Origin of the sequence: Brakhagea baltica, from assembly GCF_052161605.1 — a bacterium.
In the GTDB taxonomy this organism is placed as follows: Bacteria; Planctomycetota; Planctomycetia; order Pirellulales; family Pirellulaceae; genus JBKCUI01.
Genome location: NZ_CP197409.1, coordinates 667,415 through 692,531 on the forward strand (window position 1 = coordinate 667,415; position 25,117 = coordinate 692,531).

Annotated in this window: 17 protein-coding genes, 1 tRNA gene and 1 riboswitch; of the genes, 10 read left to right on the forward strand and 8 right to left on the reverse strand. The window is 51.2% G+C overall.

The window, feature by feature from the left end; genetic code table 11:
- Nucleotides 1-10: 10 nt before the first annotated feature.
- The 4 genes from SH449x_RS02595 to SH449x_RS02610 form a co-directional block, all read right to left on the reverse strand.
- On the reverse strand, nucleotides 11-1,879 hold the full coding sequence (locus tag SH449x_RS02595) for a tetratricopeptide repeat protein (RefSeq protein WP_482379760.1): 1,869 nt from the start codon (nucleotides 1,877-1,879) through the stop codon (nucleotides 11-13).
- Nucleotides 1,880-2,102: 223 nt separating this feature from the next.
- A complete protein-coding gene (locus SH449x_RS02600; RefSeq protein ID WP_482379761.1) occupies nucleotides 2,103-2,978 on the reverse strand; it encodes a radical SAM protein in 876 nt (291 codons plus the stop codon).
- 19 nt (nucleotides 2,979-2,997) lie between these two features.
- Nucleotides 2,998-4,323, reverse strand: a complete 1,326-nt coding sequence (locus SH449x_RS02605) for an asparagine synthase-related protein (RefSeq protein WP_482379762.1) — start codon at nucleotides 4,321-4,323, stop codon at nucleotides 2,998-3,000.
- Nucleotides 4,324-5,060: 737 nt separating this feature from the next.
- Nucleotides 5,061-5,133: transfer RNA gene (locus tag SH449x_RS02610), tRNA-Lys, on the reverse strand.
- A 228-nt stretch (nucleotides 5,134-5,361) separates the two neighbouring features.
- Between SH449x_RS02610 and SH449x_RS02615 the strand changes: the two genes are divergently transcribed.
- Nucleotides 5,362-7,521, forward strand: coding sequence for a hypothetical protein (locus SH449x_RS02615; RefSeq protein WP_482379763.1), 2,160 nt, complete (start codon nucleotides 5,362-5,364; stop codon nucleotides 7,519-7,521).
- Between the two features lie 11 nt (nucleotides 7,522-7,532).
- On the opposite strand, the gene hemB is transcribed toward SH449x_RS02615, so the two are convergent.
- On the reverse strand, nucleotides 7,533-8,558 hold the full coding sequence (gene hemB, locus SH449x_RS02620; protein ID WP_482381872.1) for a porphobilinogen synthase: 1,026 nt from the start codon (nucleotides 8,556-8,558) through the stop codon (nucleotides 7,533-7,535).
- A gap of 184 nt (nucleotides 8,559-8,742) precedes the next feature.
- Here hemB and SH449x_RS02625 point away from each other — a divergent pair, with 184 nt between their 5' ends.
- Nucleotides 8,743-10,095 carry a cytochrome c gene (locus SH449x_RS02625; protein ID WP_482379764.1) on the forward strand — a complete coding sequence of 451 codons (1,353 nt, stop codon included), beginning with the start codon at nucleotides 8,743-8,745 and terminating at the stop codon, nucleotides 10,093-10,095.
- Between the two features lie 170 nt (nucleotides 10,096-10,265).
- Nucleotides 10,266-12,224, forward strand: coding sequence for an alpha-galactosidase (locus SH449x_RS02630; RefSeq protein ID WP_482379765.1), 1,959 nt, complete (start codon nucleotides 10,266-10,268; stop codon nucleotides 12,222-12,224).
- A gap of 583 nt (nucleotides 12,225-12,807) precedes the next feature.
- Here the strand turns inward: SH449x_RS02630 and SH449x_RS02635 are convergent.
- Nucleotides 12,808-13,848 (reverse strand): DUF1559 family PulG-like putative transporter, encoded by a 1,041-nt coding sequence (locus SH449x_RS02635; RefSeq protein WP_482379766.1) that lies wholly within the window; start codon nucleotides 13,846-13,848, stop codon nucleotides 12,808-12,810.
- Nucleotides 13,849-14,175: 327 nt separating this feature from the next.
- On the opposite strand from SH449x_RS02635, the gene SH449x_RS02640 reads away from it, so the two are divergent.
- The 7 genes from SH449x_RS02640 to SH449x_RS02670 all read left to right on the forward strand — a co-directional run bounded on the left by SH449x_RS02640 (nucleotide 14,176) and on the right by SH449x_RS02670 (nucleotide 22,071).
- Nucleotides 14,176-15,576, forward strand: coding sequence for a sensor histidine kinase (locus tag SH449x_RS02640; RefSeq protein WP_482379767.1), 1,401 nt, complete (start codon nucleotides 14,176-14,178; stop codon nucleotides 15,574-15,576).
- 1 nt (nucleotide 15,577) lies between these two features.
- The gene (locus SH449x_RS02645; protein ID WP_482379768.1) at nucleotides 15,578-17,074 is read left to right on the forward strand and encodes a sigma-54-dependent transcriptional regulator; all 1,497 of its coding nucleotides are present in this window, start codon (nucleotides 15,578-15,580) and stop codon (nucleotides 17,072-17,074) included.
- A gap of 135 nt (nucleotides 17,075-17,209) precedes the next feature.
- Nucleotides 17,210-17,920, forward strand: coding sequence for a DUF4058 family protein (locus SH449x_RS02650; RefSeq protein WP_482379769.1), 711 nt, complete (start codon nucleotides 17,210-17,212; stop codon nucleotides 17,918-17,920).
- A 215-nt stretch (nucleotides 17,921-18,135) separates the two neighbouring features.
- Nucleotides 18,136-18,343, forward strand: a riboswitch (cobalamin riboswitch).
- A 125-nt stretch (nucleotides 18,344-18,468) separates the two neighbouring features.
- Entirely contained in the window at nucleotides 18,469-19,464 is a 996-nt protein-coding gene (locus SH449x_RS02655; RefSeq protein WP_482379770.1) for an ABC transporter substrate-binding protein, read from the forward strand.
- An 81-nt stretch (nucleotides 19,465-19,545) separates the two neighbouring features.
- Nucleotides 19,546-20,523, forward strand: a complete 978-nt coding sequence (locus SH449x_RS02660) for a FecCD family ABC transporter permease (protein WP_482379771.1) — start codon at nucleotides 19,546-19,548, stop codon at nucleotides 20,521-20,523.
- Nucleotides 20,520-21,326, forward strand: coding sequence for an ABC transporter ATP-binding protein (locus SH449x_RS02665; RefSeq protein ID WP_482379772.1), 807 nt, complete (start codon nucleotides 20,520-20,522; stop codon nucleotides 21,324-21,326). Before SH449x_RS02660 ends, SH449x_RS02665 begins: the two co-directional genes overlap by 4 nt.
- Nucleotides 21,327-21,357: 31 nt before the next feature.
- Nucleotides 21,358-22,071 (forward strand): copper homeostasis protein CutC, encoded by a 714-nt coding sequence (locus tag SH449x_RS02670; protein ID WP_482379773.1) that lies wholly within the window; start codon nucleotides 21,358-21,360, stop codon nucleotides 22,069-22,071.
- Between the two features lie 17 nt (nucleotides 22,072-22,088).
- On the opposite strand, the gene SH449x_RS02675 is transcribed toward SH449x_RS02670, so the two are convergent.
- Nucleotides 22,089-23,252: a metallophosphoesterase gene (locus SH449x_RS02675; RefSeq protein ID WP_482379774.1), complete on the reverse strand. Its 1,164-nt coding sequence runs from the start codon at nucleotides 23,250-23,252 to the stop codon at nucleotides 22,089-22,091.
- Between the two features lie 49 nt (nucleotides 23,253-23,301).
- On the reverse strand, nucleotides 23,302-24,930 hold the full coding sequence (locus SH449x_RS02680) for a response regulator (protein ID WP_482379775.1): 1,629 nt from the start codon (nucleotides 24,928-24,930) through the stop codon (nucleotides 23,302-23,304).
- Between the last annotated feature and the right edge of the window lie 187 nt (nucleotides 24,931-25,117).

The following is a 25,117-nucleotide window of genomic DNA, read 5'->3' on the forward strand; positions in this document are numbered from 1 at the left end:
CTGTTGCCGTCTACTTTTGAAAATTTGGAATCTTTGACGTTCTGAGTCGCTCGAGTATATCTCTATGCAAAACCGATTGCTCTTGCTTGCCCAGGCTGGCATAGACTTCAGCAAGAATTTCGTGAAGAGCTTCGAACCCAGGATCGATCGCAACTGCCTTTTCCCATTCCTGTATCGCCTCGTTCATCGACCCAAGTCTCGCGAAAGCCTCACCTCTCATAGCGATGACGCGTGCGTATTGAGGTTCGGAGCTCAGGAGCTTTTCCGAAAGATTGATGCATTCCTGCCACTTTTCAAGCAAAAAGGCAGTATCAAAGAGTCCATCCAATGCCGCGACATTTGTAGGTTCAATGTTGACCGCCGTCTGGTAGTAGCGTCTCGCTTGTTCCATATCCCCTTTGGACTGCGTCATGGATCCCAAGGCCACAAACAGCGCCGCATCGTTTTGACGGACCTTGACCAGTTCCTTTAAAAACGACAATACGGAGTCGGGAATCGGTATCCCACGCCGTTGGCAGTGAATGATAGTCCCTAGAACAAGATTCCTCTCCTTCTCGGTTCCTGGAAAACGATCGCCATGATTATCAAAAAATGTCAAAGTGGATTGCGCCGATTCGGATTCCTGTTGATCGAAAGGTTTTCGCAGAATGCGATGATCGGTTTGAGCTACGTGGGTCATATTGGTCGAGGAAAGGTTCGGCATGTGACAAGCGATACAGTCATCCCCCCGTTGCGACCTATTGTTGTTTGTTTCTGAGCAGGTCTGACTGCCGCTCCCCACACCAGTGTGGCAAGAATTGCAGCGCGAACGATAGAACTCCAGCTTGTTCGCTTCACTTGGCGTCGAATGGGGATCATGACACGATATACATCCCATCTGCTTATCGCTTCGGTTAAAGCAAACACTATCTCTCATTTGCTGGACATGATTCACGGCTCTTGTCCTGCTGTCGGCGTCGATTTCTGCTCCATGATCGACAATCGCCCATATATCGCTGAGCAACATCCCTGGTTGAAAATCGAGATGCGTTTTTCCGGGTCTTAAAACGCGAGCTCGTGCTTCTAGATGGCATTGATAGCAGACAGCTTCCCTTTGTTCGATCGACAGCTTGGATGGATTCTTGATGTCCTCTTGGCTGTCTATGCTTTCGACATCGCCTCGCTGGTGAGCGACATGCCCAGAACCATTTCCGTGACAACGCTCACAGCCGATTTCCATCTCATGGAATGGTTTTTGCCCAAAACGATCGCTTCCCGCTTCAAGACTATTCGGAAATCCTGAGTGGCATCCCAGGCAATCTTCGGTTGCTCTACGATGAAAGCGTCGCACATCATCCTGCCGGTACCCGGGGGCTAATGCCCATAGGTCATCTCGGTGGTACCAATTCAATGGCGAAACATAGAGCCTTTCGCCAACCTGTCGGATGTAAGCCTTCGCTCTTTGCCCCGAACCAACGACAAAGTCCATGGTATGCGATTGTTGATAAATTAACTTCCCAGTCGCATCGAACATGGACTCGCTATGAACCGTTCTGCCTTTTGAATCTCGTTCCGCTTTGAGCACACGCTTCTTCCCAGGGATTATAAACTGATCCCCCTTTGTCCAAGCTCTATCGTCATCTTGAGCGGTGCCCCGAATGGAATTCCACATCGGGTGCTCGGTGTACGAAGCGTAAATTTCTGCGTGGCATTCTGCACAAGTCGCGCTGCTGACTCTATCGCCGTGCCCCGAAAATTCGTTAGCCGAATGGGTTGCGACGAGCAAAGCGTTCTTTGTCTCGATCTTGCCATGACGGTCATCGAGCCGAATTGCAGCGGCAGTTGGGATGAGTACCGCGAACAACAATATGCATGTCGTAATGAAAGGCTTAAATATCACAGAGCTGTTTAGGAATGGTACGGTGAAAGCCGTTTTGCATGAGATCGGCAAATCCACCTGGAAGAGAAAATCGCGAACCGCTCAAGCACAGTGCGAACAGTTGTCGTTAACCCTTGAAATGGAACGGGTTCCGGAGAAATATCGCACTTGGAAGTAGCTCAACCAACTACTGTTTAATTAGCAACTGCGGATTGCAAGCAAAGTTAAACCTGGGAAATGTGGTTTACTGCTGACGTAGGTTCCTTTGAACCAGTTGCGCGATTCGCTCTTTCGAACGTGGATGATCGGGAAAGAATCGTTCGGCATCCCAAAGGTCGACGAAGACTCTCCCAGAGTTTAGTCTTAGGGCGCGATCAAAGGTCTCTTCGATCATCTCCGCGCACGGTTGCTCGTATTGCCCCTTCTGCTTCGGTTCATCAAATGCTTCGCTATCACCGCGCGTTGGAATAATACTAAAACAATCGGCACCGTGACTTGCCGCATATCGTATCGATCTCAACGTCCACTCTATGGACTCCCGCTTGGAAAGATACGGTAATCCGAGCATGAGAAAGACTCGAATATGAATGCCGGTGTCTCTTAAGCAACGTACCGCCGACTCAAAATCATTCAGCGAAAACGCCTTGTTAAGCCAACGCAAGGAAGGTTCGTGACAAGTTTCTAATCCAATGGCGATCTCGAATTGCGATGGCGCAATTAACGATTGGAATCGCGAGCATTCCTCAGTGCAAAGCTTGGGATGGTTCTCGACGATGATCGTGGAAAATCCTCTTACCAATTCCGCAATCGCCTCGTGGTCTGACGTTGGAATCGCTTTGGGATCGAAAAAATTTCCACTGTTATAAAGCTTGATGCTATCTGCCGTGGGGAGTCTTTCGAGAGCCAATGCGATTTGATTTGGAATCTCACCGGGCAGCACGCTCTCGGTGAGCGTGTTTTTCCAAAGATCGCACATGACACAAGGAAAAGGACACTCGCGGTTGGTGAGGAATACCGTCGCGACCTCCTCGATCGTACCGCTTCGACCAAGTTCTCGTTCTACGAAATATGCGTATGGTTCCCTTGACGAGACAGTATTACGATTCGCTCGTGGTCGCATTATAACCCGTGAGTGGCTTTCAACTATAGATCTCTAGAAAGGCACGGCGATAATCCGATGCATGCTTAGGGAAAAGTTCCGAGAAGCGGTCCTTCGTCGTGGCACCGTGCTGAAAGCGTCGCTTGGGAAATACTGGCATTTCGAACCCTGTGACAGCCTTAACTCCCCGCCGAACGATTTCCCCCTTCAAGGCGTAGAGTTTATCGTGATCCCAATCGGTTAACTCGATGAACGGTACTCCTTCTGCAACCTCGATAACATCGGGTAACGCATACGGGCTGAAACCGCTAAATCCTAGCTTGCGAGCAGGTGCCCAACTGCGCACATGCCCACGACTTTGGCCACCGGAATAGGTCAATGAATGCTTGACCGCGTCAACTCCCCAGCCTTCTTGATAGAGCATGGTATTGTTCAACACGCTTCGAATGGTAAGCTCAGGATTGTCCTCGATCGGATAGTCCTTGAGATTCTCATCACCCCCGTCCCCATCGATGAGCAACTTCCAATCGGGATAACGTTCTCGAATTCCTTCGCACAAAGCCAACCCCATAGCTGCGGCCTGAACATCGAGTGGTTTGTAGTCTTCAATCACAGAAATGGCTTTGCGAAAATTGATTGCGTCAAAATCTTTCGCGATTACCTCGAGAAAGAGCTCTAAACCAAGCGGCTTCAAAAAATCAAACGATTGGGCTGCATCGTCCCCATCGCCACCAACCGAAAGGGTAAAGGCTTTGAGTCGGGATGGTGAGTGACCAGCCTTTAGAATGGCATCATACATCACCAGAAAAACCGATCCGCTATCAATACCACCGGAAAACAAAACACCGATCGGTTCCTTTGGATCTTGGACCGCGAGCCAATTGTTGCAGACGTTCGACAACGCTCCGATGTATTTGGTACCGATGTCGTCTAGATCGGTCGACAAACGATTTCGAACGGGATTGAAAAAACGACGATTTACGGGATTCGGGTCGGGGCATCCGATTAGTTTAAGCTCCACGACATGGTGAGCGGGAACCATCCTTGTATACGATGGGTGAAACTGATCGTCGAGTCCCTCGGTCTTGAGAAATTCGTAGATCTCGTCCATGCGCTCGGCGACTACCAAACAAGGCCCCTCGCTGCGCTTTGCCAGGAAGTAACGCATCGGTCGTCCGATCGATCGAGCCATACGAACGAGTTGCCCATCTTTCTCGATCAAAGCAAAGTGACCTTGGATCCCCCGAACACCCTTCACATCACCCGCTGCAAGCAACTTCGAAGCCGACTCAACGGTCATATTCAGAATTTGGTTCGCACTCGGATCTAGCAAATTAACAAGTCGTTCGACATATTGATGATTCATGTGAGGAGTCTCTTTTTTGAGAAGGTATTTTGAATCCGAGGGATGAGGAATTACAGCTGCGCTCCTCGGCAAAAGTCTACCAAAAAGACATAGGGACGGGGAGTGGCGGCTTAGAATGCAATTATAAGCAAATCCGAGCAAGTAAATCACGACGCAGAATCAATGTATCGCCCCACCTCGATGAAAATCAAATGCTTGATTTCCAATGAGTTCATTCTCCCACTGGGGGAGAGTTGAGCGCAGCACGGAGAGGGTGAAAGGCACTGCATCGCAAAACGGCTCCGACTAGGTAGCCCTTCCTAAAACACTCTCTCCTCGTGATCGTTCCTCAACTCGACCCTCCTGAATTCATCGGGCGGGTGAAGTTCGATAGACATTTACCTTGCCATATCCGAGGGGATCGACGGAGGCGGATTGCTTGTCACAGTAGGAGTCGTAGATTTGGGTCCAGGTGTTGGAGCCGCAATCGGTGCGGGTGCTTGGTTTTTCATGAAAGTGCATTGAGCATTACCAGCAGAAACAATCAACACCAGGGCCACCTCCTGCAACTGCTCGGCAATCCAATTGCCAGCAGATACCCGAAACCACTGGCACCATATTTGAAACCGTTGGCACGCGATTTAGTAGCAATTCGTATGACTCAGTGTGAGAAAGAGGAAGTTGAGCATAGGGGGCAGAATACCCAAAAGACATAAAAAAACCCTGGAAATCCGTTAGAATTCCAGGGTTTTCTAGAGTGAGAGTGCTGGGACTCGAACCCAGGACCCACGGATTAAAAGTCCGATGCTCTACCGACTGAGCTACACTCTCTTTTTTCTATCGCCTTGGTGACCGTTTCTAACGATTCAACACAGCTAAACCCCAACCAAACAAACGTTCCGTGCTCCGAAAACACCTGATCTCGTAGGAAGGATTTGATATCATATCCGTACGAACGCCAGGTCGAGAGAGTACTCTCGAGACCACGCCCCAACAACAAAGCTGGCTCCTCCCCAGGACATCAGCCCCCGACCTCTATAAAGCAGGAGACAATGAACAATGGAGAAGTTCGCTTTGCGAGCAGCAAATGGTAGCGAGATCGTCGGAAATTTAAAGGGGCATCCTTTGAGCTTGTTGCTGCATTTTTCCACAACAAGGGGACTTGTTTTTAATTCCTGCGTCGCAATCGTCGCAACCGTCGGCATTTTTCTGATCGGAGGAATCGGAACGGGAACGGTTCATGCCGGCGCTACCGCCAGCCAGTGGGTAGTGGTCGTAAACGGGGACTCTATTTCCTCTCGCACGGTCGCCAATCATTTTTGCCAAATTCGAGGGATTCCATCCAATAACGTTGTTGTTCTTTCTGGAATCCCCGATCGAGACCGAATCACCCTCGCGGAATTTCGCAACCTGATCCTAAAACCGTTGATGGAGGAATTGCAGGCTCGGGGGATGGCTAATCACATCCAAGGAGTCGCTTACTCCGTGGACTTCCCGACTTCCATAAATGTGTCGGTGGACGCAAAAAAAATTCCTGATCTTTCCCAATATCTGACTCCGGTTGCCTCGATCAACGGCTTAACATATTTCTACCGGTACGTGATGACAGAAAATCCTGCGTACCTCGCCTTTGATGCTAATTGGTATGCACGTCGCGCTCCGCAGGAACTGCTCCAACCGCTCTTCATCTCTGAGGAAAAAAAAGCCGAGTTTGCAGAACTCGACAAAGAAAAGAAATGGGAACCGATGGCCAAAATTCTGAGTGATGGGGCCTCGGAACTACCCAAGGAACTAACCGCTCCAACCCAACTCCTGGCGGCTATTCTCTGGGCGAGAGCTGGAAATAGTGCGAATACTCTCAAACAACTCGAGTCCGCCATCCTGGCAGGATGGAGCTATCGGCAGGTGATCGAAAGCCTCGCTGATTTTCAATTCCTAAGTGAAGATAAGGAATTTCTTAGGCTGCTTCGATTGTGTGAAAACGCCGGCTCAGACTACACCGAGATTCGAGCCTTTAACGCGCGAAATCTCTATTCCCCCAACACGATTGTGACGAAGGATCCAAAGTACGGAGTCCCCTTCTTAATGAGTGTGGTTCTGGGGGTGTCGCGAGACTTGGGACTGACTCGAGACGAGGTAATCAACAATCTACGTCGCAGCGCCTCTGCCGACTTCATGCCCCCCGAAGGCAAGGTCTTCTTTACGTTGACGTCTGATGTTCGCACGACCACTCGTGAACCTTTCTTCGCCCAGGCAATCGAGAAATTGTCTCGCCATGGAATCGAGGCTGTTGTCCATAAAAACTCGTTGCCGCCCCGAGGGACCAAGGCCGCTGGCTTGATGATGGGAGCAGCAAACTTCTCGCTGGGCACGGAAATGATCGAGTTCAATCCGGGGGCAATTGCCGAAAACCTAACTAGCTTGGGTGGTGCAATGACCAATCCATCTCAGACCAAGGCTACGGATTTTCAAAGACAAGGTGCGGCAATCACCAGCGGAGCGGTCCACGAACCCTACGCGATCGTGAACAAATTTCCTCACCCATTTATCTTTGAAACTTACGCGGCCGGACTAACGAGTGCCGAATCCTATTATGCTTCGGTAACCTGCCCTTATCAGTTGCTCATTCTTGGCGATCCTCTGTGCCAACCCTACGCAAAGCCACCTCGATTCACCCTTGTCATGCCATCAACCGTACATGATCGCAACCAACCTTTGTCCATCGTGATCAATCTCGACCGTCAAAATGAGACGGAACCTTCGAAATGCTGGGTCACGTTGGATGGTAAATTTCTTGCAGAAGGAGCATTCAGGCCAAGAATCAATCTTAACTTCCAATCCGCTCCGGTTGGTTATCACGAACTTTGCATTGGAGTCAAATCGGGGGATGCTGTAGAGCACACATACCAGCAAACTCTATGGGTCAAGCTGATCGAGGGAAGCAGTGACGATGATTCACGAGATTGGAGCTGTCCAGAGGAGTTTTCCTCCTACGAGAAGTCCGAAATCCTAGTCGAACTAACGGGCAACATACCAAGTGGCGAAATTCAGGTTTGGAATCGGTCCGAGCTGGTTGCTACCATCCCAAGTGATGCCAAAGCGATTCCTTTTTCGTTGGTACAATTCGGCATGGGCCCCGTTGAACTGCAACTCAGGCAGCGCGAGTCCGACGGTACTTTCGTCAACTATCGGTCCCGTATCATCAACATACTCCCCTGAGACGGCGCGCTTTACTCCGAAAGCCAATTCGCAACATCCATCGCGAAGTAGGTCAGTATCGCGTTAGCCCCTGCTCGGCGAAACGCCAGCATGCTTTCCAGGACGACCGCTCGCTCGTTAAGTGCGTTGGCCTGTGCTGCGAATTTGAGCATGGCATATTCGCCTGAAACTTGATAGACCGCCACCGGGACGTCGAACGAATCCTTGAGCCGACGAACGATGTCCAAGTAGGGCATGCCAGGTTTCACCATGACAATATCGGCCCCTTCCTGAATATCGAGCGCGACTTCCCGGATCGCTTCGTCGGAGTTGGCGGGGTTCATTTGATACGATTTCTTATCGCCGCTCGCAAGATTCTTAGCAGAGCCAACGGCATCGCGAAAGGGACCATAATAAGCAGATGCATATTTGGCTGCATAAGACATGATCCCAACTTGCTGAAAACCGTTCGCGTCGAGAGCATCTCGGATAGCCCCAATCCGGCCATCCATCATGTCGGATGGGGCAATAATCGTCGCCCCGGCTCGAGCTTGATTGACCGCCTGTTCGCACAGAATCTGAACCGTTTCGTCATTGGCGACATATCCGTCGATGAGTAAGCCATCTTGGCCGTGACTAGTGTAAGGATCCAAAGCGACATCGCACACTAGACCGATTGCATCGTTGGTCGCCTCACGGATTGCCCGCGTCGCGCGGCAAATCAAATTGTCGGGTGCAACGGCATGCCGTCCATCCTCCGACTTCTTCTCCTGCGGGGTGACAGGAAAAATGGCAATCGCCCCGATCCCCAGCGAAGCCGCCTGCCGCGATGCCTCGACCGCTAGGTCGATCGACATGCGGTTGACACCCGGCATGGTAGCGATCGGCTCAGTCCGATTCTCTCCTTCGATAACAAAAATTGGCCAGATCAAGTTACTGGCTACCAGATGGGTTTCTTGAAGCATGTTACGGACCCAACCCCATCTCCGGTTTCTTCGTAGGCGGGTACGCGGGAAAGATCCAGTAGCGACTGGAGGATTTGGTTCGTTTGAAAGCATGGTATTTCGTCGCAGTTTCTCTGCCGCCCCCTCGCATCGCTCGAAAGGATCGACAATTTGTTGTAAACTAAGTCTAGGCGGTGTGCGGCAACCGGTTCGATGTCGATCACCGACCTGGTCAAATCCACGTGGCGTCGCGTCCATCACACACTTCACGTACCTACAAAAACTTTAGCATTCAACCATGAATCCCAAAACACTACCGCAGACGCTTCGAGACATTTTTCTCCGCAAAAACGCGATGCTCGTCAAAGGCTCATTGCTGGTGGGTGGAGCTTGCTCCGTCTTGTTCACGGGCTGCGAACCATACTCCATGCAACCGCTCCAGTTCGAACCGAACTACCTTTATGCCAAGTCGTTAGAGCTGGACCCAGATGTCGACGTCCCTACAACTTTGGACGAGCCACTCAAAGATACCAACGCATTGCTAGAACTCTGGTTTGGTTCTCTGGACGAACCCAAACTGCCTCCATTGTTTGAGGATGAAGACGAGGACTACACCGAACTCTTGTCTCTCGACCTTTTGAAGATGGCGGCGGGCCCGCCCCTCGAGAGCCTGGAGCCAGGGGAGACTGGTTTGTATCGCCAACTGTGTGCGTCTTGCCACGGTGAGAGTGGACAAGGACGTGGGCCGGTAGCAGCTTCGCAGAATCCTTACCCACGCGAATTTCGACATGGTTGGTTCAAATATAAAACGACCGAACGGCTTGATAAGCCAACCAAGGCTGACATTGCACGGCTTCTTCGCCAAGGACTCGCGGATTCACAAATGCCCCGGTTCTCAAATCTTACTGAGAAGCAGATCGACGCGTTGGTTGACTATGTTATTTTCCTTGCGATTCGAGGCGAGTTTGAACGCTCCCTGCTCGTAACGGGAGTCAACGATTTAGAACTAGATACGGAAAGAATCTTCATTTCAGAGCCTGAGTCGCAATTAACCGCTGAGCAAAAGGAAAAGGTCGAGGAGCAGCTGGAAACCGCCTCTGATCTGTTAGGCCGTGTCGCGAGAAAGTGGACTAGGTCTCAAAGAGGTGAGATCGAAATCGAAAGACCCGCTTTTCCATTAGTGGGAACCGAGACCGATGAGAATAAGGAGGAGTTGCTCGCGTCGATCGAGAAAGGAAAGCAGCTATTCATCGGTGACGTCGCTGCCTGTGCGAAATGTCACGGGACTAACGCTGATGGCAATGGAATTCAAGCTCCCGATTTCGACGATTGGACCAAGGACTGGACGGCTCGCATTCGCATCAACCCCACCGATTCTAAGTCTCTCATGCCACTTATGGCACGTGGCGGGTTGAAGCCCCAGGCACTCAAGCCTAGAAATCTGCTGGAAGGGCACTTCCGCGGTGGTCGCGAACCGGAAGATCTGTACCGACGAATCACCCAAGGGATACCTCACTCGACCATGCCTGCCGCCGCCATGGCTGCAAGCGAGGGAGCAGTGGGACTGACCACCGATGATATCTGGCATTTGGTCAACTTTATTCTGAGTGTTGCAGACAAACCGACTTACGCTGAGGTTGTCAGCAACTAATCCGAGGATAGTATCGGCGTGACCGTGGTAAGGGCGGGCGAATGTGCGACAAGATTGGGAATGCTCGAAATGGGAACATTCGCCTGCCATACCAACAAATTTGGTGAGCACAAACCTCGGAGGAGTACATGCTGACACATTTCGCCTCTGCTCTTTCATTGTTATTTCGAATGGCTCGATTGCAAAAGGCTCCATTCAGAGGGGCTATGATGTCGACTGCTATGTTCTGCATTGCGTTGCTAGGTTGCTACAGTGCCCATGCTGTAGATGCGGATGACGTTTCGCATGTTGTTCCCTATGTTTTGAACGCTGATTATCAGCTTGTGGAACCCGGCGTAGCACCTCGCAGCTTGGCTCCTCATCTCGATTTGAGCACGACTAACCATGATGAGTTTCGCGCTTCGCTCTGGCAAATTCGCCTGTTGCCTCGAGCAGTGGGCTCCGTAATTCATACTGACATAGCATCAGCAAACATCGAGCTGTTGTTTCCGACAGCCGGGCTGGTTTCGCTACATTGGAACTCGGGTAGCCATGGTATGCCATCTGACTTCCAGCCGCACGTTACCAAACTAGATACAAATGAGGAGCATCGCTTCGAATCGATTGGAGGGCGATCTTCTGATGGTGTTATGCCCTATTTTCATTTGGCAGATGGGCATGGCGGATTCATGTTTGCCATAGGATGGCCGGGAGATTGGCAGTGCAGCATTGCTCGAACCACGAACGATGCGTCGCCATTGACGAAGCTGCGGATTACGGCCGGTTTAAAGCACTCGAACTTGCGAGCCAGCAACCGCCAAGTACTCGCTCTCCCCTCAATACTCACAATGACTTACCAAGGTAGCCCGATCGATGGTACCAATCAGTTTCGTCGGCTGATGCTAAATCATCTTACGCCCAAGCATCAGTCTCCACTCGATTTAATGCCTGTTGCGGCTAGTGTGCATGGGATGATTGGTTTCAATGATACGAATGAAGAAAACATATCAGACTTGCTGAAGCATATTGCATTGCAAAAGTTGTGCGTGGATACCTTCTGGATCGATGCGGGTTGGAATACGGGTGGCTTTCCTGGTGGTCAAGGCAATATGGGGCATGACTCAAATAGATTCCCTCGAGGGCTATCAGAGATCGGCAAGCTAGCGAAACAAAGCCAGCTTCGATTCTTACTTTGGTTTGAGCCGGAACGTGTGATGAGGAATACTCAGCTTCAACGTGATCGCCCTGAATGGTTATTGAGCCCGTCGCGTACAACGGAAGAATTTCGCTACTTCGAGAACGATGGATTCTTTCTATTAAACCTCGCTAACATAGATGCACGCAACTGGATGCTCGAGCATATCTCAAGTCAAATCACCGAATGGCAGGTTGATATTTACCGACAGGATGCAAATATAGCCCCCGCCTTCTTTTGGCACACAGACCGTGCTCCCGAAGATGCCGCGATACTGGAGGTCGAGTACATCAACGGGCTGTATCAGTTCTTGGATCAACTACAAGCTAAGCATCCCAAGCTGATCATTGACGGCTGTGCAGCGGGAGGAAGAAGATTAGATTTTGAGTCGCTGCGGCGCAGTGTGATGTTATGGAGAAGCGACAGCTGCTGGGACAATCCAGAATATCCACGAAACGTTCAAGCTATGGCAATGGGCCTATCTTTTTGGTTGCCGTTGCATGGGTTAGGTGCAGCATCGTCGGCCGCAGTCGCACTGCGAAGTGGGACTGGGAGTTGCGGGTCATTTGCGATCAACTACCGAGATGTAGATTCGATCGCAAAACTGCGGCAGCATCTTGCACGTTATCATACTGTCCGTAATCTCTATCACGAAGATTTTTACCCTCTTACCGATTGGACGTTAGATTCGACTCAGCCGCTGGCGTACCAGTATCACGATGTAAGTACAGGTTCTGGAATCGTTCAGCTTTTTCGAGATGCCAATGAGGTGGCCGCACCGTTTAGGATTAAATGGCGAGGTCTGAGCGAGGACAAGATGTATTTGGTCAAAGATTGGGACGGAGGGGGTGATCGTAGAGTGACCGGAGCGCAGTTGATGATTCAAGGTCTTGAAATCCCAGCGGGAAAACGCGGTGCGGAGGTCGTCGAGTACAGTCTATTCGGACAGGATTAAGCTCGCGGAAATTGGTGCCTTCCTCGCACTCTGCGGGCTAGGAGCGTTGAATCGGGGGCCCGGGTCTAAGGGAGATACTTCCCGTGGCTCGTTACGACTATAAAAGTGGAGGATTCACAGCTAGGTTGTAAACTGTACCCGATCAACCGATGATCACTCGGGATGCGGAGCAAAGCCATCCCGTTTGGGGGCACGATCGATTCCATCGCTCCGGTAGGGATGGAATGCATTTAATTTTCTTCCCGATGAAATTATCGAGAGAGCCAAGTTGGACCGGGCTATGTTCCATCGGAGTATTGGGCTGCAACATGGCCGGACGCACCTGATCCGGCCCTAGTGTATGCTCTGTTGTCTCGGTTGCAGCGTCGACAATGCCGGCACAAGCAGGCATCGTCGAGACCTCCTTAATCCACTGAGAATCGTAGGTGGCGACCTCGATTAGGCCAACTTAAATCGACAGTCCCCAAGCTAGCGGGATTTGCTTGCGAACCAGCAAGCGTGAAACTGGTAGTTTTCATCTACCGCTCGCCTTAGCTGACGCAGACCGATAGCGATATACTGTTAAGTTCATGTGCCTCCGAGCTTATGGCTCAACAATGATCTCACCACCGTTTCGTGTTCCCAGGCTTCGCCAAGTGGTTAGATCGATGTTTTGATCAATGATTCGGACCGAACCGTCGGCCAAAGCCGCATTGACCAGACCGGTGTGGTAGCTCCGGGACGTGATAACAGCCACGGTTGCGACCGTGCCACTGGTTCCTTCTTGTTGCGAGGTGTAATCAATATCGATTCCCTCAGGGCACAGATTCGACATCATAGCTAGTGGCAGCTTACCGTTTGGCCCCAAAGCTGTGGTGAAGCCGTGGTGGTGGACCCGACCATCAGGCCACTCCGTATGACCATTGGGGCGGCACCAACCGAACGAACTCGGTATCCGTGAGAGAACGGACGCATGGTCAGCTGCCGGAACCATATTTCCGCCTATGACAGGGACGTTTCTCCCGTAGTACTGACGAGCCTTGACCTCGGAGATGAGCAGTGTATTACTCATTCCGTCCGTAATATCCCGGGTACCTGTTCTGGAGTTAGGGCCAAAGACACCATCCCCTGATTGCCTAGTGACAGGATCGAAGACCATCCAGGAGCCGAAATTGAACCCGTAGGTAGTGGGAAAAAGCGGGCTAGCTAGCTTGGGGCTAACATCACGAGGGGTGTTCGAATTTGGGTCTGAAGGGCACGCAAAAACAGGTATTTTTAGCCCTGCAATGATAGCCTGATCATCCCATGCAAGGTTCAAATCCACTTGTTGATAGAGTTGGGCTTGCTCGAGATAAGGAAGGATTCTGCCGTGAATGGACCACGTCCCATTGGTATTGGCAGCCACCAGTGACTGAATAATTCCCCCGGGAGGAAATCGTCGATTAGCCGATTCGTAATTGTGAATTGCCAGGGCCAGTTGCTTCAGATTGTTCTGGCACGACATCCTCCGAGCGGCCTCTCTTGCGGCCTGAACGGCTGGCAATAGCAAGCCAACAAGCACCCCTATAATCGCTATAACCACTAACAACTCGATGAGGGTAAACGCGTTGCGACGCTCGAGATCTATGAATCTTGATTTGCTCACTGTTAACCCCATAAATTTTCCAATTAGACTAGAACCTGCAAAAATTCGTATAAAACTTTCAAACCTCCCCCCTTATTAGGCTGCAAGCCGTTGGGAGAAGGTAGGTTAAATCATTTAATACCTGAAAACGGGATACGCAAAGGATGTGCCACTTCCCACAAAAGATGTGCCACTGTCCATTCAGCCCCCAAAAAGCCTGGAATGTGGGGCATTTACAGTAGCAACTAAAGGCCCTTGGCTAATCCTTGCCCATGCGTGGACAAAATTTGAATAGATCGGTCGTTAACAGTGCTCCCTACTAGACTTTCGCTTCGCATGCAGTTGCTGATGCCAATGTTAATTGGCTCGGTCCTTGCCGCGACTGGCATCGCGATCGCCGCATACCGCATGGCAATCGAGCGAGCTGCAACCGAAATGGAGGAGCGGTACCAATCCATCAAGAGAGTCATGACCGAGACTAGTTTTCCGCTTACCGGTAACGTCTTACAAATTTTGTCCAAGCTCACCGATGCCCATTGGATAAAAATGGATGCGGAGGGTAAGGTCCTAGAGAACGCGGCTCCCAACGAGGAATCGATCGCGTCCTTTCCGGTCAGTGAACAAGTCTCCTTGGTCGAGCTAATCGGGACCGATGAGCATGGCGTGCCCGTGCGTGCTGAAATCCAGGGACATTTCTATCAGGCGATGATAGTCAGCGAGATTGGTCAGCGGTCCGTGTCGGTTGGCTCCCCCTCCGGTAGGTTAGTCGTGTTGTTCGACGATAAGCAGCGGTCAGAGATTGTCTACTATGCTATCGTGCCCCCTTTGCTGACAGGGCTTGTGACCATCGTGTTACTGAGTTCACTCAGTTTCTTCATCTCGCACAGGCTTGTAAAAAGAATTGCCACATTGAAAAAGGAGGTTGGGCACATTGCCAAGGGGCGATTCGAGTTTACTCTTCCCGACGACTCATCTGACGAGATTGGTCAGTTGGGTAAATCGATAAAATCGATGACAGAACAACTGGAGCATATGTGGCAAATTCTACGTCAAACTCATTCCGAACAAGTTATCGAACACCTGGCCGGCGGCTTAGCACATAATCTTCGTAACACATTGACTGGTGCGAGGCTGGCTGTCGAGTTTGCTCAGCGTGAACAGACAGGTGCATCAACGTGTTCAAACGAGCAAGCCGAAAATCCTGCCGCCGAGCTTGAGCCCCCCCCTCTGGCGATCGCTATCGAACAGATGAAACAAGCGGAGAATTACATCCAAAGATTGCTTGCTATGGTAAAGGGCAAGCAGTTGATGGTGAGAGAAGCTTACCTCAAGGAATGCTTGGAGGGTTTAAGGACAGGACTCTTGGGAGCCGCCTCACATCGGTCCATCCGACTAGATTGGCAGATGACCGAATTGATCAATCAGCAGTACGTCAAGGATGCAGAAGCTCTCGTCTCGGCCGTGAGCAACCTCGTTTGGAACGCAATGGAAGCAGGGGATCAAGTCCACGTTGCTGTTTCCTTGTTAGGGGCAGAGCATTACTGTATTATCAGAGTTTCGGACAACGGTCCTGGTCCATCAGTGGAATTGCAGGACAAGATCTTCGAACCTTTCATAAGCTCTAAATCGGAAGGAATGGGGCTTGGGCTACCGCTAGTCAAGCAGGCCGCCGATTCCTTAAAGGGCGACGTGAAGTGGTATCGTAAAGACGACAGCACCGTTTTTGAACTCCGATTCCCTGTGAGTTAGCATGAACAGCCAAATCGGCGAATCCAAAGTATGGAATGTTCTAGTCGTCGACGATGAACCTACTATCTGCTGGGGATTGGAGAAAATCCTTTCTCGAGAGGGATTCCGCGTCTTCTCAGCCGGTTCCGCTGAGAAGGGCTTGGATATTGCTCGTTCGCATCGGTTCGATCTGGTCTTGCTCGACGTCCGATTGCCAGGAATGAGCGGAGTGGAGTCGCTGAGTTTGTTTCAAGCCGCCACAAACCAGGCTCCTGTCATTGTCATGTCCGCTTTTGGGGATTTGGCTATTGCAGTTCAAGTTGTAAAACAGGGGGCGGTGGATTATCTACACAAACCGTTTGGGACGGACGACGTCCTCAATGTTTGCAAGAAGGCTTTGCGTATTGTTGAGCAGAACAAGCGAACCGAGCATGACTCCCCTGCCAAAAAATCTAGCGAGACAGTTTCCAGGCCCCATTCGCAGGAACTCATCGGACATTCCGCTGCCATGCAGGCTGTTTTTCGACAAATAGCTCTCGTCGCCGACAGCGATTTGTCAATCCTCATTACCGGCGAGACCGGGACGGGAAAGGAACTCGTGGCATCAGCTATTCATAGATACAGCCATAGAAGTGACAAACCGTTCGTGCCGGTTGCGCCTGTTACCTTTAATCCATCGCTGCTGGAAAGCGAACTGTTCGGTCATGTCAAGGGAGCGTTTACCGACGCGATGGACAATCGCGCGGGACTATTCGAGGTAGCCAGCGGAGGTACCATCCTACTCGATGAGATTGGGGATCTGCCGTTGAGTCTGCAAGTCAAACTGTTGCGTGTACTCGAACAACGGCAGTACTCGCGAGTTGGCGAGATACGTAGCCGTCCCTGTGATATTCGCTTCTTGTCCGCAACGCACCATGATTTACAGAGTGCTGCTAAAGAAGGGCGTTTTCGACAGGATCTGATCTATCGCTTAAGTGGCGCGGAGATTCGGCTCCCCTCATTGAGAGAACGACCTGATGATATAGAACCGTTGGCTGTTCATTTCCTCTCGAGAGTTGGCTATCCAAATCCAAAAGCATCGATTCCAGATAACGTAATACACCATTTGCGGTCATGGCATTGGCCTGGCAACATACGTGAACTTCGCAATACGATCGAACGAGCTGCAGTTTTAGCAAGAGGTCGTCCATTGGATATCAGTGATTTCACGTTTCTTGAATTGCAAAACCCAGCGATGCAAGGAGCAGACCAAGCGATGGAAGCGGTCCTAAATTGGGCAAGGCAATGGATTCTCACAAACCGTCAATCCACAAATGAGCAAAATGATGTCGATGCGGCAACTGGGGAAGAGTCCATCAAGGCGGGGAATCTTTACGAAGAATATTTAGGTTTCGTGGAGCCACCTCTACTCAAAGCCGTTCTCGAAAGCGTCGATGGCAACCGTTCCGCGGCGGCAGAAGTGCTTGGCATGCATCGCACCACGCTGCGCGAGCGACTGAGACGATATCAACTAGACTGAGGCTGATTACTTCAAATGGAAATGGATTTCTTGGAGGATTCCCACTGGAGCAAGCTCGTCGATTCTTAAGATTGCACCTAAAATGATACGGTAGCGTTTCTGTAGAAAGTGAAGCCTCGCACCAAGGAACACCGTATGCCGTCTCCTTTTCCTGGAATGAATCCGTACTTAGAACAGCCTTCGGTTTGGGAGGATTTTCACACCGCTTTCGCGGCGCAGATTCGAGACGTGCTCGCAGCCCAAGTTCGCCCGAACTTTATGGTCAAGCTGGAGGAACGAGTCTTTATTCACGAACCGTCCGGGGGGGAAAGACGCAAGCAGCTCGGCAGGCCGGATATCGCATTGCTGGAAGATGTCGATATAGAACGCCATGCGTTTGTCGAGATTCATGATCGTCAGAATCGAGAACTCGTGACCATGATCGAAATCTTTAGCCCATCCAATAAAAGGTACGGCCCGTACCGCGATCAGCATATCATGAAGCGAACCTCGTTGATGTTCAGTACTGCGTCGCTGGTAGAGATCGATCTGCTGCGAGGTGGCCCTAGGTTTCCACTGAACGATTTACCTCCGAGCGATTATTTTGTCGCGATCTATCGCAAGCCCCTGCTTCCCCAGGTGGAAGCGTGGCCGATTGGAATTAGAAACCAGCTACCTGTTATTCCCATTCCGCTCAAGGGTGAGTTTCCGGATGCGTCGCTGGATCTACAAGCGGTATTGCATCGAGTCTACGATGCCGCCGGTTACGAGGATTACATCTATGAGTCGAGCCCAGAGCCTCCGCTCGAGGGTCCTGACCTCGCCTGGGCTCAGTCGATACTAGGCACGAAAAATTCCGCGAGTTAAGGTACCGAGCTCCGACCACAAGGCACGAAAATGTTACTCATCAACGATGCGTGCGAGCAGGCGGTCTCCCGTACAAAAGGACTCGTTGCCTCGTCCACTACGAGAGGCTCCCGAATGCATTGGGAGGGGGTATAGGACCGCGACTCACCAGCATGAACGGGGGGATCGCCGTCAGGAATTGGAATCGTTTGACGAAGAGGCTTTGTTGGGTTAGTCTCTCGTTCAATGACTTAGGTTCTCGTGTCGCTTGTTGCGATCGGGATGAAAAGGGAAAACGGTGCAAATCCGTTGCGGGCCCGCCGCTGTAATCGGCTACGAAATTCGCAATCTGACCACTTCGGAATTCTTTTCAAGAATCCGAGGGAAGGTGCGAAAGACGGTAATGCCGAGAGCCAGAAGACCTGCCTAAATAGTCCAAACTGTTGACGAATCGTTCCTCGTGGACTGGGAACGGCAACGAGACAAGAGCTATGGCAAGATTGCCAACCGTGGGTCGATTATCTCGCCTCACGGGCCACCATGGGATGGTGAGCCAAGCAAGAAATTCTATGCCGATACACATTAGCTTGAGAACCATCACCTCCTTGGTTGCTTTTTGGCTGCTGTGTGGTCTTTTCGCAGGATGCGAGATGCCACTCACAGATTCGCAATCAAAAGACCCGCTAGACGACGCTGCGAAATCGTCCCTTCCGTCGGAGACTCAGAATCGGGTTTTTCGAGATCGGTTGGGCCGCAGTGTCTCAATACCGAATATTCCCAAAAGAATCGTATCTCTATCCCCCGCTACGACCGAATTGCTTTTTGCGTTGGATCTGGGGGGATCGCTTGTGGGGGCAACCCAGAGTTGCGATTACCCACCAGAGGCTTTGTCGATCCCCCGGATTGGAACTGGTCCGCTCGAAGGGATCAGTCGCGAAGCTATTGTTGCACAAAATCCTGACTTAATTCTCTGCAAAGCCGATACTCACGGCTCACTGACGGAGACATTCGAAGCCCTGAAGATCCCAATTCTTGGATTGGGGGCTGAGAATTTGCAAGAGCTTTACGATGAAACGATCCTCCTAGGCTCGATCATGAATCGAGCCACAGAGGCGGATGCGTTCGTTAGGAGTATGCAGGAAAGGCTACAAGCCATCGTGGCCAGGATTCCGAAATCGGAGCAACGTCCATCCCCAAAAGTCTTCTACGAAGTGTGGGATGAGCCACTCATGACAATCAATGGTGAGACCTTTATCGGTGAACTGTTAGAGATTGCTGGGGCCCAAAACATATTTGCCGATACGCCTATTCGGTATACGCGAATTAGTCTTGAGGAAGTCATCGCCAGGGATCCTGAGATCGTTTTATGCCCGACATCTCATGATCGCCCTGTCGAGCTGAATTCGGTGCTTCAACGACCTAGATGGCAAACCATCCAAGCGATCCGAGACCGGCGAGTCTACCTGGTCAATGGAGATCATATTTCTCGATGTGGCCCTCGGTTGCTGGAGGCCTTAGATCAGATCGTATCGCTCCTCCATTCTACAGAGGAAGAGCGGCCGTAATGTGGCAGCTAGAATTCTATGCATCATAGAAAACTCTCTCTGTTGGGATGGTCTATTATTGCGTTGACTTGCATAACAATCATGTTTGCAAGCACGCTGATCGGCGCTGTCACTTTGCCCTTTGATCAGTTAGTACGCTTTTTGCTGGGACAAGACTCAACGCTTTCGGAGCAGCAACAGTTCATCTTCTGGAATTTGCGACTGCCCCGGGTATTGAACGCAGCAGTAGTGGGTGGGGCACTCGGAGCAGCGGGAGTCGGCTTTCAAGGTTTGTTTCGAAACGTGTTGGCCGACCCCTACATCATCGGTGCATCAAGTGGCGCGGCTCTCGGTGTGGCACTTACGATCGCCGCAGGAGCTTCCTGGGGGGCGTTTGGTCTTTCATCGACTGCCGTGGGGGCCATGCTCGGTTCGCTGTTGGTTGTAAGTCTCGTATTTGTAATAGGCAGCTTGGCCTCAAACATGTCGTCGCTCACCCTGCTTCTAGCTGGAGTAGCGATCAGCAGTTTTTGCAGTTCGATGGTGTCGCTACTTTTATTTTTAAAATACCAGAAAGCTGTCGCCGTACTTTCTTGGTTGATGGGATCGATGGCGGATTCGGATTGGTATAGCCTCAGAATGTCTCTCGGGCTGGCGATAATTGGGATTGTGATGCTTGCGTTAAGTACTCGTGCTTTGGATGCCTTTTTGCTGGGAGATGTTTCCGCACAGAGCTTGGGGCTGAACCTTTACGTCTTTCGTGCTTTAATTGTTGTTGGAGCGAGCTTAGCTACTGCTGCTGCCGTTTCTACCGCAGGGATCATCGGCTTTGTCGGCTTGATTGCACCGCAGATTGGTCGGCTTCTCGTCGGCCCACGCCATGGCTCGCTCTTGTTCTGTAGCATTCTCATTGGTGGAACGTTGATGGTGGTGGCAGACATGATTGCTAGGACGGTATTGGCACCGACAGAGCTTCCCGTTGGCATCCTCACCGCCATGTTGGGCTGTCCGTTTTTTCTGTTTCTTATTCTGAAACGGAAAGGGGGGCGTGGGATGCCGCCTGAAGAGGTTCAGTCATGAGTGCACATCTCGATCTGCTTCGCATTGAGAATTTGAGTGTTTCCTTTAGGAAGACTGTGGTGTTCCAAAACATCAACATGAGTCTTCAACGAGGCGAGTGGGTAACTCTACTAGGTGCAAACGGCGCAGGTAAAACGACCTTGTTGCGCACCATACTCGGCCACTTTCGACCTATAAGTGGAAACGTCCATGTACAAGGACAATCGATCAATCAACTTTCGCGACGCAAACTTGCTCAACTCGTTGCGTTGATGCCTCAATTTGAACAGCGCGGGGCTGGTTTAACGGTTCACGATGTTGTCGCACTTGGTCGCATACCTCATCGGGGCTGGTTTTTACCACTGACCCGCGAAGACTACCAAATGATCCAGGAAGCCATGGAGGCATCCTGCATCTGGGAGCTGCGCGATCAGAAGGTTGAGGAACTTTCGGGAGGGGAATGGCGACGCATGTTGCTCGCGCGCAGTATAGCTCAAAATGCAACATTGCTGTTGCTCGATGAACCAACGGCGGGATTGGATCTTAAGTATCAAGTGGAATGCTTGAGGCATATCCGCTATCTTGTCGACCAACGCGGAACAGCCGTGCTTGTCTCACTTCACGATTTGAATCAAGCCTCAGCATTTTCGGACAAAGTCCTCATTCTCGGCAATCGTGGTCTTTTGGCCTTTGGGAAACCGAGCCAGGTACTGAGACCGGAAATCTTGCGAGTAGCTTTTGGGACGAACATCCGAGAGCACATACCGTCCGATGGCGGCGGTTCCATACTTCAGCCCGTTTTTGTTGAATCTCGATCGGAATGAATGGCTTGCCGAGGAGCATGAGTTGGTAGGAATGCTTGAAGTTTGCGTTCAAAGTGAAGAGGAATTGGTGATCGCAGAAGCAGCGGGAGCGCAGCGGATTGAGCTGTGCAGTCAGCTTGATGTAGGCGGGGTGACACCGCCGATCGAGGTGATCAGACAGTGCGTTGCAACGGCTCGAGTCCCGGTCGTTGTTCTGGTACGCAATCGGCCCGGTGACTTTTGCTTTAGTGATGATGAGAAACAACGAATGCTAGAGCAAGCGGAGCAAATCGTTTCCCTGGGGGTGCATGGAATTGCGGCAGGTTGCTTGACTAAAGAGGGGGATATAGATACTCCTTTTCTTGCGAAAATGAGATTGTTGTGTCACTCGTGTCAGTTGGTGTTTCATCGTGCATTTGATGAAATCGCGGACAAAGTTCGAGGGGTCGAAATTCTTAACGATCTGGGTGTGGATCGCATTCTGACAAGCGGTGGCGCGGGTGATGCCACGCACTATCTCCCGACGCTTCGTGAGCTGCAACACTTTTGTTTGGGCCGTGTCGAATTACTACCAGCAGGTGGGATTCGCTCGAAGAACCTGGCCGAGTTGCTTGCTGAAACTCAATGCACTCAAATTCATGCTTCCTTTAGAACAAACGCATCAGCAGAAAGCCACGGTCCTGATCCGAACGAGATCAAGAAAGCCATATCCATCCTTAATATGTTTATGCAGAAAACGGAGAGGCTGAATAGTCGGCGAAGTTAACGCTGGGTTTAACAAGCTTAGCTCAGGTGCAAAATGGAAACCTCGGGAGGGCACCCCCATCGCAATGGGTGGATGCCGGCCATCCCACGACTAACATGCATCAGAGTGCCATCCCGATAAAAGACACCCGATGCGTATTTGCTGCCATGCATACTCGGCGAAACAAGCGGACCAACCAAGGGGAATCGGATTTGCCCTCCATGAGTGTGACCACACAGCAATAGAGAACAACCTCGCTCGATGCCCCAAGTGAATTGGTCCGGTGAATGGGAAATCCCAAGTCGCCATGCACCGGCTTTCAGCTCTGGATCACTGTCGGTTTTGCGATCGAACCACGGTCGCTCGTTGCCCAAAATCTGGATCTCCAGTGCGCCGAGATGCGCAATTTGCGTTCGCTCGCCAGCATCCTGCCAACCTAATTTCGAAAGGCTCACACACACCTGCAGAGGATCAGTCAATCGTCTATCGTGATTACCCAGGACGAAGTAACAACCTTTCCGTGCCGCAAGCTGTTCGAAGAGTAGGGGAATGTCCTGAATGTTCTCGTCGTAGTCGACTATATCACCCGACAGCACGATCAAATCAGCAGCTTGCGCCATGATCCAATCAAAAGCGCGCTTGTAGAACTCATGAGAAAGCTGCCCAGTCAAATGGACATCCGACAAATGAGCAATCTTGAAGCCTTTGAGCTCCTCAGGCAGATGATCCAATACAAGCGTCTTGTGATTGGTATCGGTCCAGGCGATCTCGTTGCGAGGTAGCTTACCAAGCAGCTTGGTGGACTTCTTGGAGTAAGGCTCGCTGCTAAGTGTGTTTGGTCTCCATGTCTCTTCAGATGCAACATAGAACCGGTCCTTGGCCATGACAAATTGAGGCCGGATCGCAATCCACATTGGTGTGAAAATGATCGTAACCGCCGACATCAGAACCATGTATGTTTGCGTCGCGAAATGAAGATCGAGAAATGTCAGAATCTCTCTGGCTGGGACGGCTTGACTTAATCTCCACCACTCGAGGGCAAAGAAGACGATCGGCAAAGTACATCCGACGAGGATGTGAATTTTCTCGCAGGTTTTTAAGAGCTTGCGATTCCAACCTTGCGCGTTGAGGCGATTAAAACCTCCAATGATGATATAGGCCTGTCCGGCTAGCGTGGTCGCGATCAATGCGAAGAGGAACAAACTTCTGCCCCGATCAAGGGAGTAACTTGGGAGGATTCAAAGAAGGCGATTAAGCTGATGGCGGGAGCGTCTGAGTTGATTCGGACGGCGTTGACTCGGTCTGCGTTGATTCGGGCGGTTGCGGAGGTGTGGCGATCAGTTCTGGGTCGGGCTTGTAGTCGAGCAGAGTCTCAGAAACCGAGAGGAGTTGGTCCAGGCGGAACGGTTTGTAGAGAATGGCTTTGGGATGCAAGCCGGCTTGTCGAGCTTTGACGACAGAATGCCCTGGGTCGTACCCGAATCCCGTCATCAGGGCCATTGGGACGTGTTCCATTAGTTTTTGCAAGCGGACCATGAGTTGATAGCCTGAATAATCCGGCAGTTTGATATCAGAAATGATAATCTGATATGGCTCGTCGATGCCGGTTTTCACCATCGCCACGGCCTCATCGCCGCAGCGAGCTGTTTCTACGACGCAACCGTAGCGTTCCAGCAACGAATGGGCTTGCAACAGCACTTGCTCATCGGCATCCACCACCAGCACCCGCTTACCTGCCAGTTTTCCACAACATTCAATCGTGACACCGACCGGGCTAACTTCGATGGGAGCAATCGATTGGCCGATGGACTGAATAGAATTCCGGACTGCCCTGGCCTTGGATAGTACGCTTCTCAAGCGGAAGACGGTATCTGGATCGTGTCCAATATACTTCTCCATCAGGTGCACGGCATCTCTGAGCAACCCATCGATCGGCAGGGCAACAGCAGCGTGGATCGCCTCGATGCTCTGGTAGGCGGCATCGTTCTTCTGGGCAACGAGCAACTCTAGCGTGTTTAAGGCTACCGCGACATCCCTTGCGAAGATCTCTAAGAACTGCTGGTCGCTGATGGTGAACGTATCAAGTTTGGGACTTTCAATATTAATGGTCCCGATCACTTCTTCGTGCAACAGAATGGGAACCGTCAGAGAGCTACGCGCCCCTTTGAAGCCCTCGAGGTACATCGGGTCCTTGGTGGTGTCTCTGCACAGATAGCTTTTACCGCTAGCCGCAACATAACCCGTTACCCCGTTACCCTGGGGACTGGCCATGAGTCGACGGTCTGCAGCCACCTGGTCAATGCCGACCGATAATAGAGGGATCAAATCCCCCGTGGATTGCTCGAGGAGCCGAATCTCGATCACTTCAACATTCAGCAGATCCTGCGTATAGTGACGGATGTTCTCCTTGAGGAGTTCGATACGCTGATCGACATCCATCAAAAAGATCTCATCTGGCTTGAGATCGGTGAGCTTGGCACCTGCTTGGTGGATCGCGGCGAGCTTCTGTTCTTGGAGAACCTCCTCAGTCACATCGCTCAAAGTCACTACAATCTTTTTGACGAGGTCATTTCCTTGGTCGTTGCGAAGCGGTGCCGCGTAGACCTGATAATACGCCCCCGACGCTGTGAAAATCGTTGAAGTCGCCAGCTTGCCAGTCGAGAAACAGGTTTGCAGTGGGCAAGTGTCCGAGCCGACGATCTCAGGATTGGCCAATGCGGAATAGAAATTCTCACCCAAGCGGCTTACGCCGCCGGTCCATTGCTCAAAACAACTGTTTGTCCATAGAACCGACATGTCTGAGGCGATCATCGCCACACCCTCAGGCAAGCAGTTCAAGACGTCCTCAGCAGCGACGCCCGCCACACTTATTTTTGCCACCCCAGCCTCCAATACTCTTCGAATCGGATCGCTGAACTAGATATCGCGCCATCGTGCTCGATCAAGTTCCTCGTACCCTATTCAAATATAAAAGACATTGCATGCACGGCAACATAGAACTTAGCGGTAATTTCACGCAGGCAGCCGAAAAACGACTTGCATTACGCCTGATATTAGCCTGAACGAT

Excerpts from the sequence above, each read along its gene's own strand:
- SH449x_RS02600 (WP_482379761.1), bottom strand. The coding sequence starts at position 2,978 with ATGCGACCACGAGCGAATCGTAATACTGTCTCGTCAAGGGAACCATAC.
- SH449x_RS02605 (WP_482379762.1), bottom strand. The coding sequence starts at position 4,323 with ATGAATCATCAATATGTCGAACGACTTGTTAATTTGCTAGATCCGAGT.
- SH449x_RS02615 (WP_482379763.1), top strand. The coding sequence starts at position 5,362 with ATGGAGAAGTTCGCTTTGCGAGCAGCAAATGGTAGCGAGATCGTCGGA.
- hemB (WP_482381872.1), bottom strand. The coding sequence starts at position 8,558 with ATGCTTTCAAACGAACCAAATCCTCCAGTCGCTACTGGATCTTTCCCG.
- SH449x_RS02625 (WP_482379764.1), top strand. The coding sequence starts at position 8,743 with ATGAATCCCAAAACACTACCGCAGACGCTTCGAGACATTTTTCTCCGC.
- SH449x_RS02630 (WP_482379765.1), top strand. The coding sequence starts at position 10,266 with ATGGCTCGATTGCAAAAGGCTCCATTCAGAGGGGCTATGATGTCGACT.
- SH449x_RS02640 (WP_482379767.1), top strand. The coding sequence starts at position 14,176 with ATGCCAATGTTAATTGGCTCGGTCCTTGCCGCGACTGGCATCGCGATC.
- SH449x_RS02645 (WP_482379768.1), top strand. The coding sequence starts at position 15,578 with ATGAACAGCCAAATCGGCGAATCCAAAGTATGGAATGTTCTAGTCGTC.
- SH449x_RS02650 (WP_482379769.1), top strand. The coding sequence starts at position 17,210 with ATGCCGTCTCCTTTTCCTGGAATGAATCCGTACTTAGAACAGCCTTCG.
- SH449x_RS02655 (WP_482379770.1), top strand. The coding sequence starts at position 18,469 with ATGCCGATACACATTAGCTTGAGAACCATCACCTCCTTGGTTGCTTTT.
- SH449x_RS02660 (WP_482379771.1), top strand. The coding sequence starts at position 19,546 with ATGTTTGCAAGCACGCTGATCGGCGCTGTCACTTTGCCCTTTGATCAG.
- SH449x_RS02665 (WP_482379772.1), top strand. The coding sequence starts at position 20,520 with ATGAGTGCACATCTCGATCTGCTTCGCATTGAGAATTTGAGTGTTTCC.
- SH449x_RS02670 (WP_482379773.1), top strand. The coding sequence starts at position 21,358 with ATGCTTGAAGTTTGCGTTCAAAGTGAAGAGGAATTGGTGATCGCAGAA.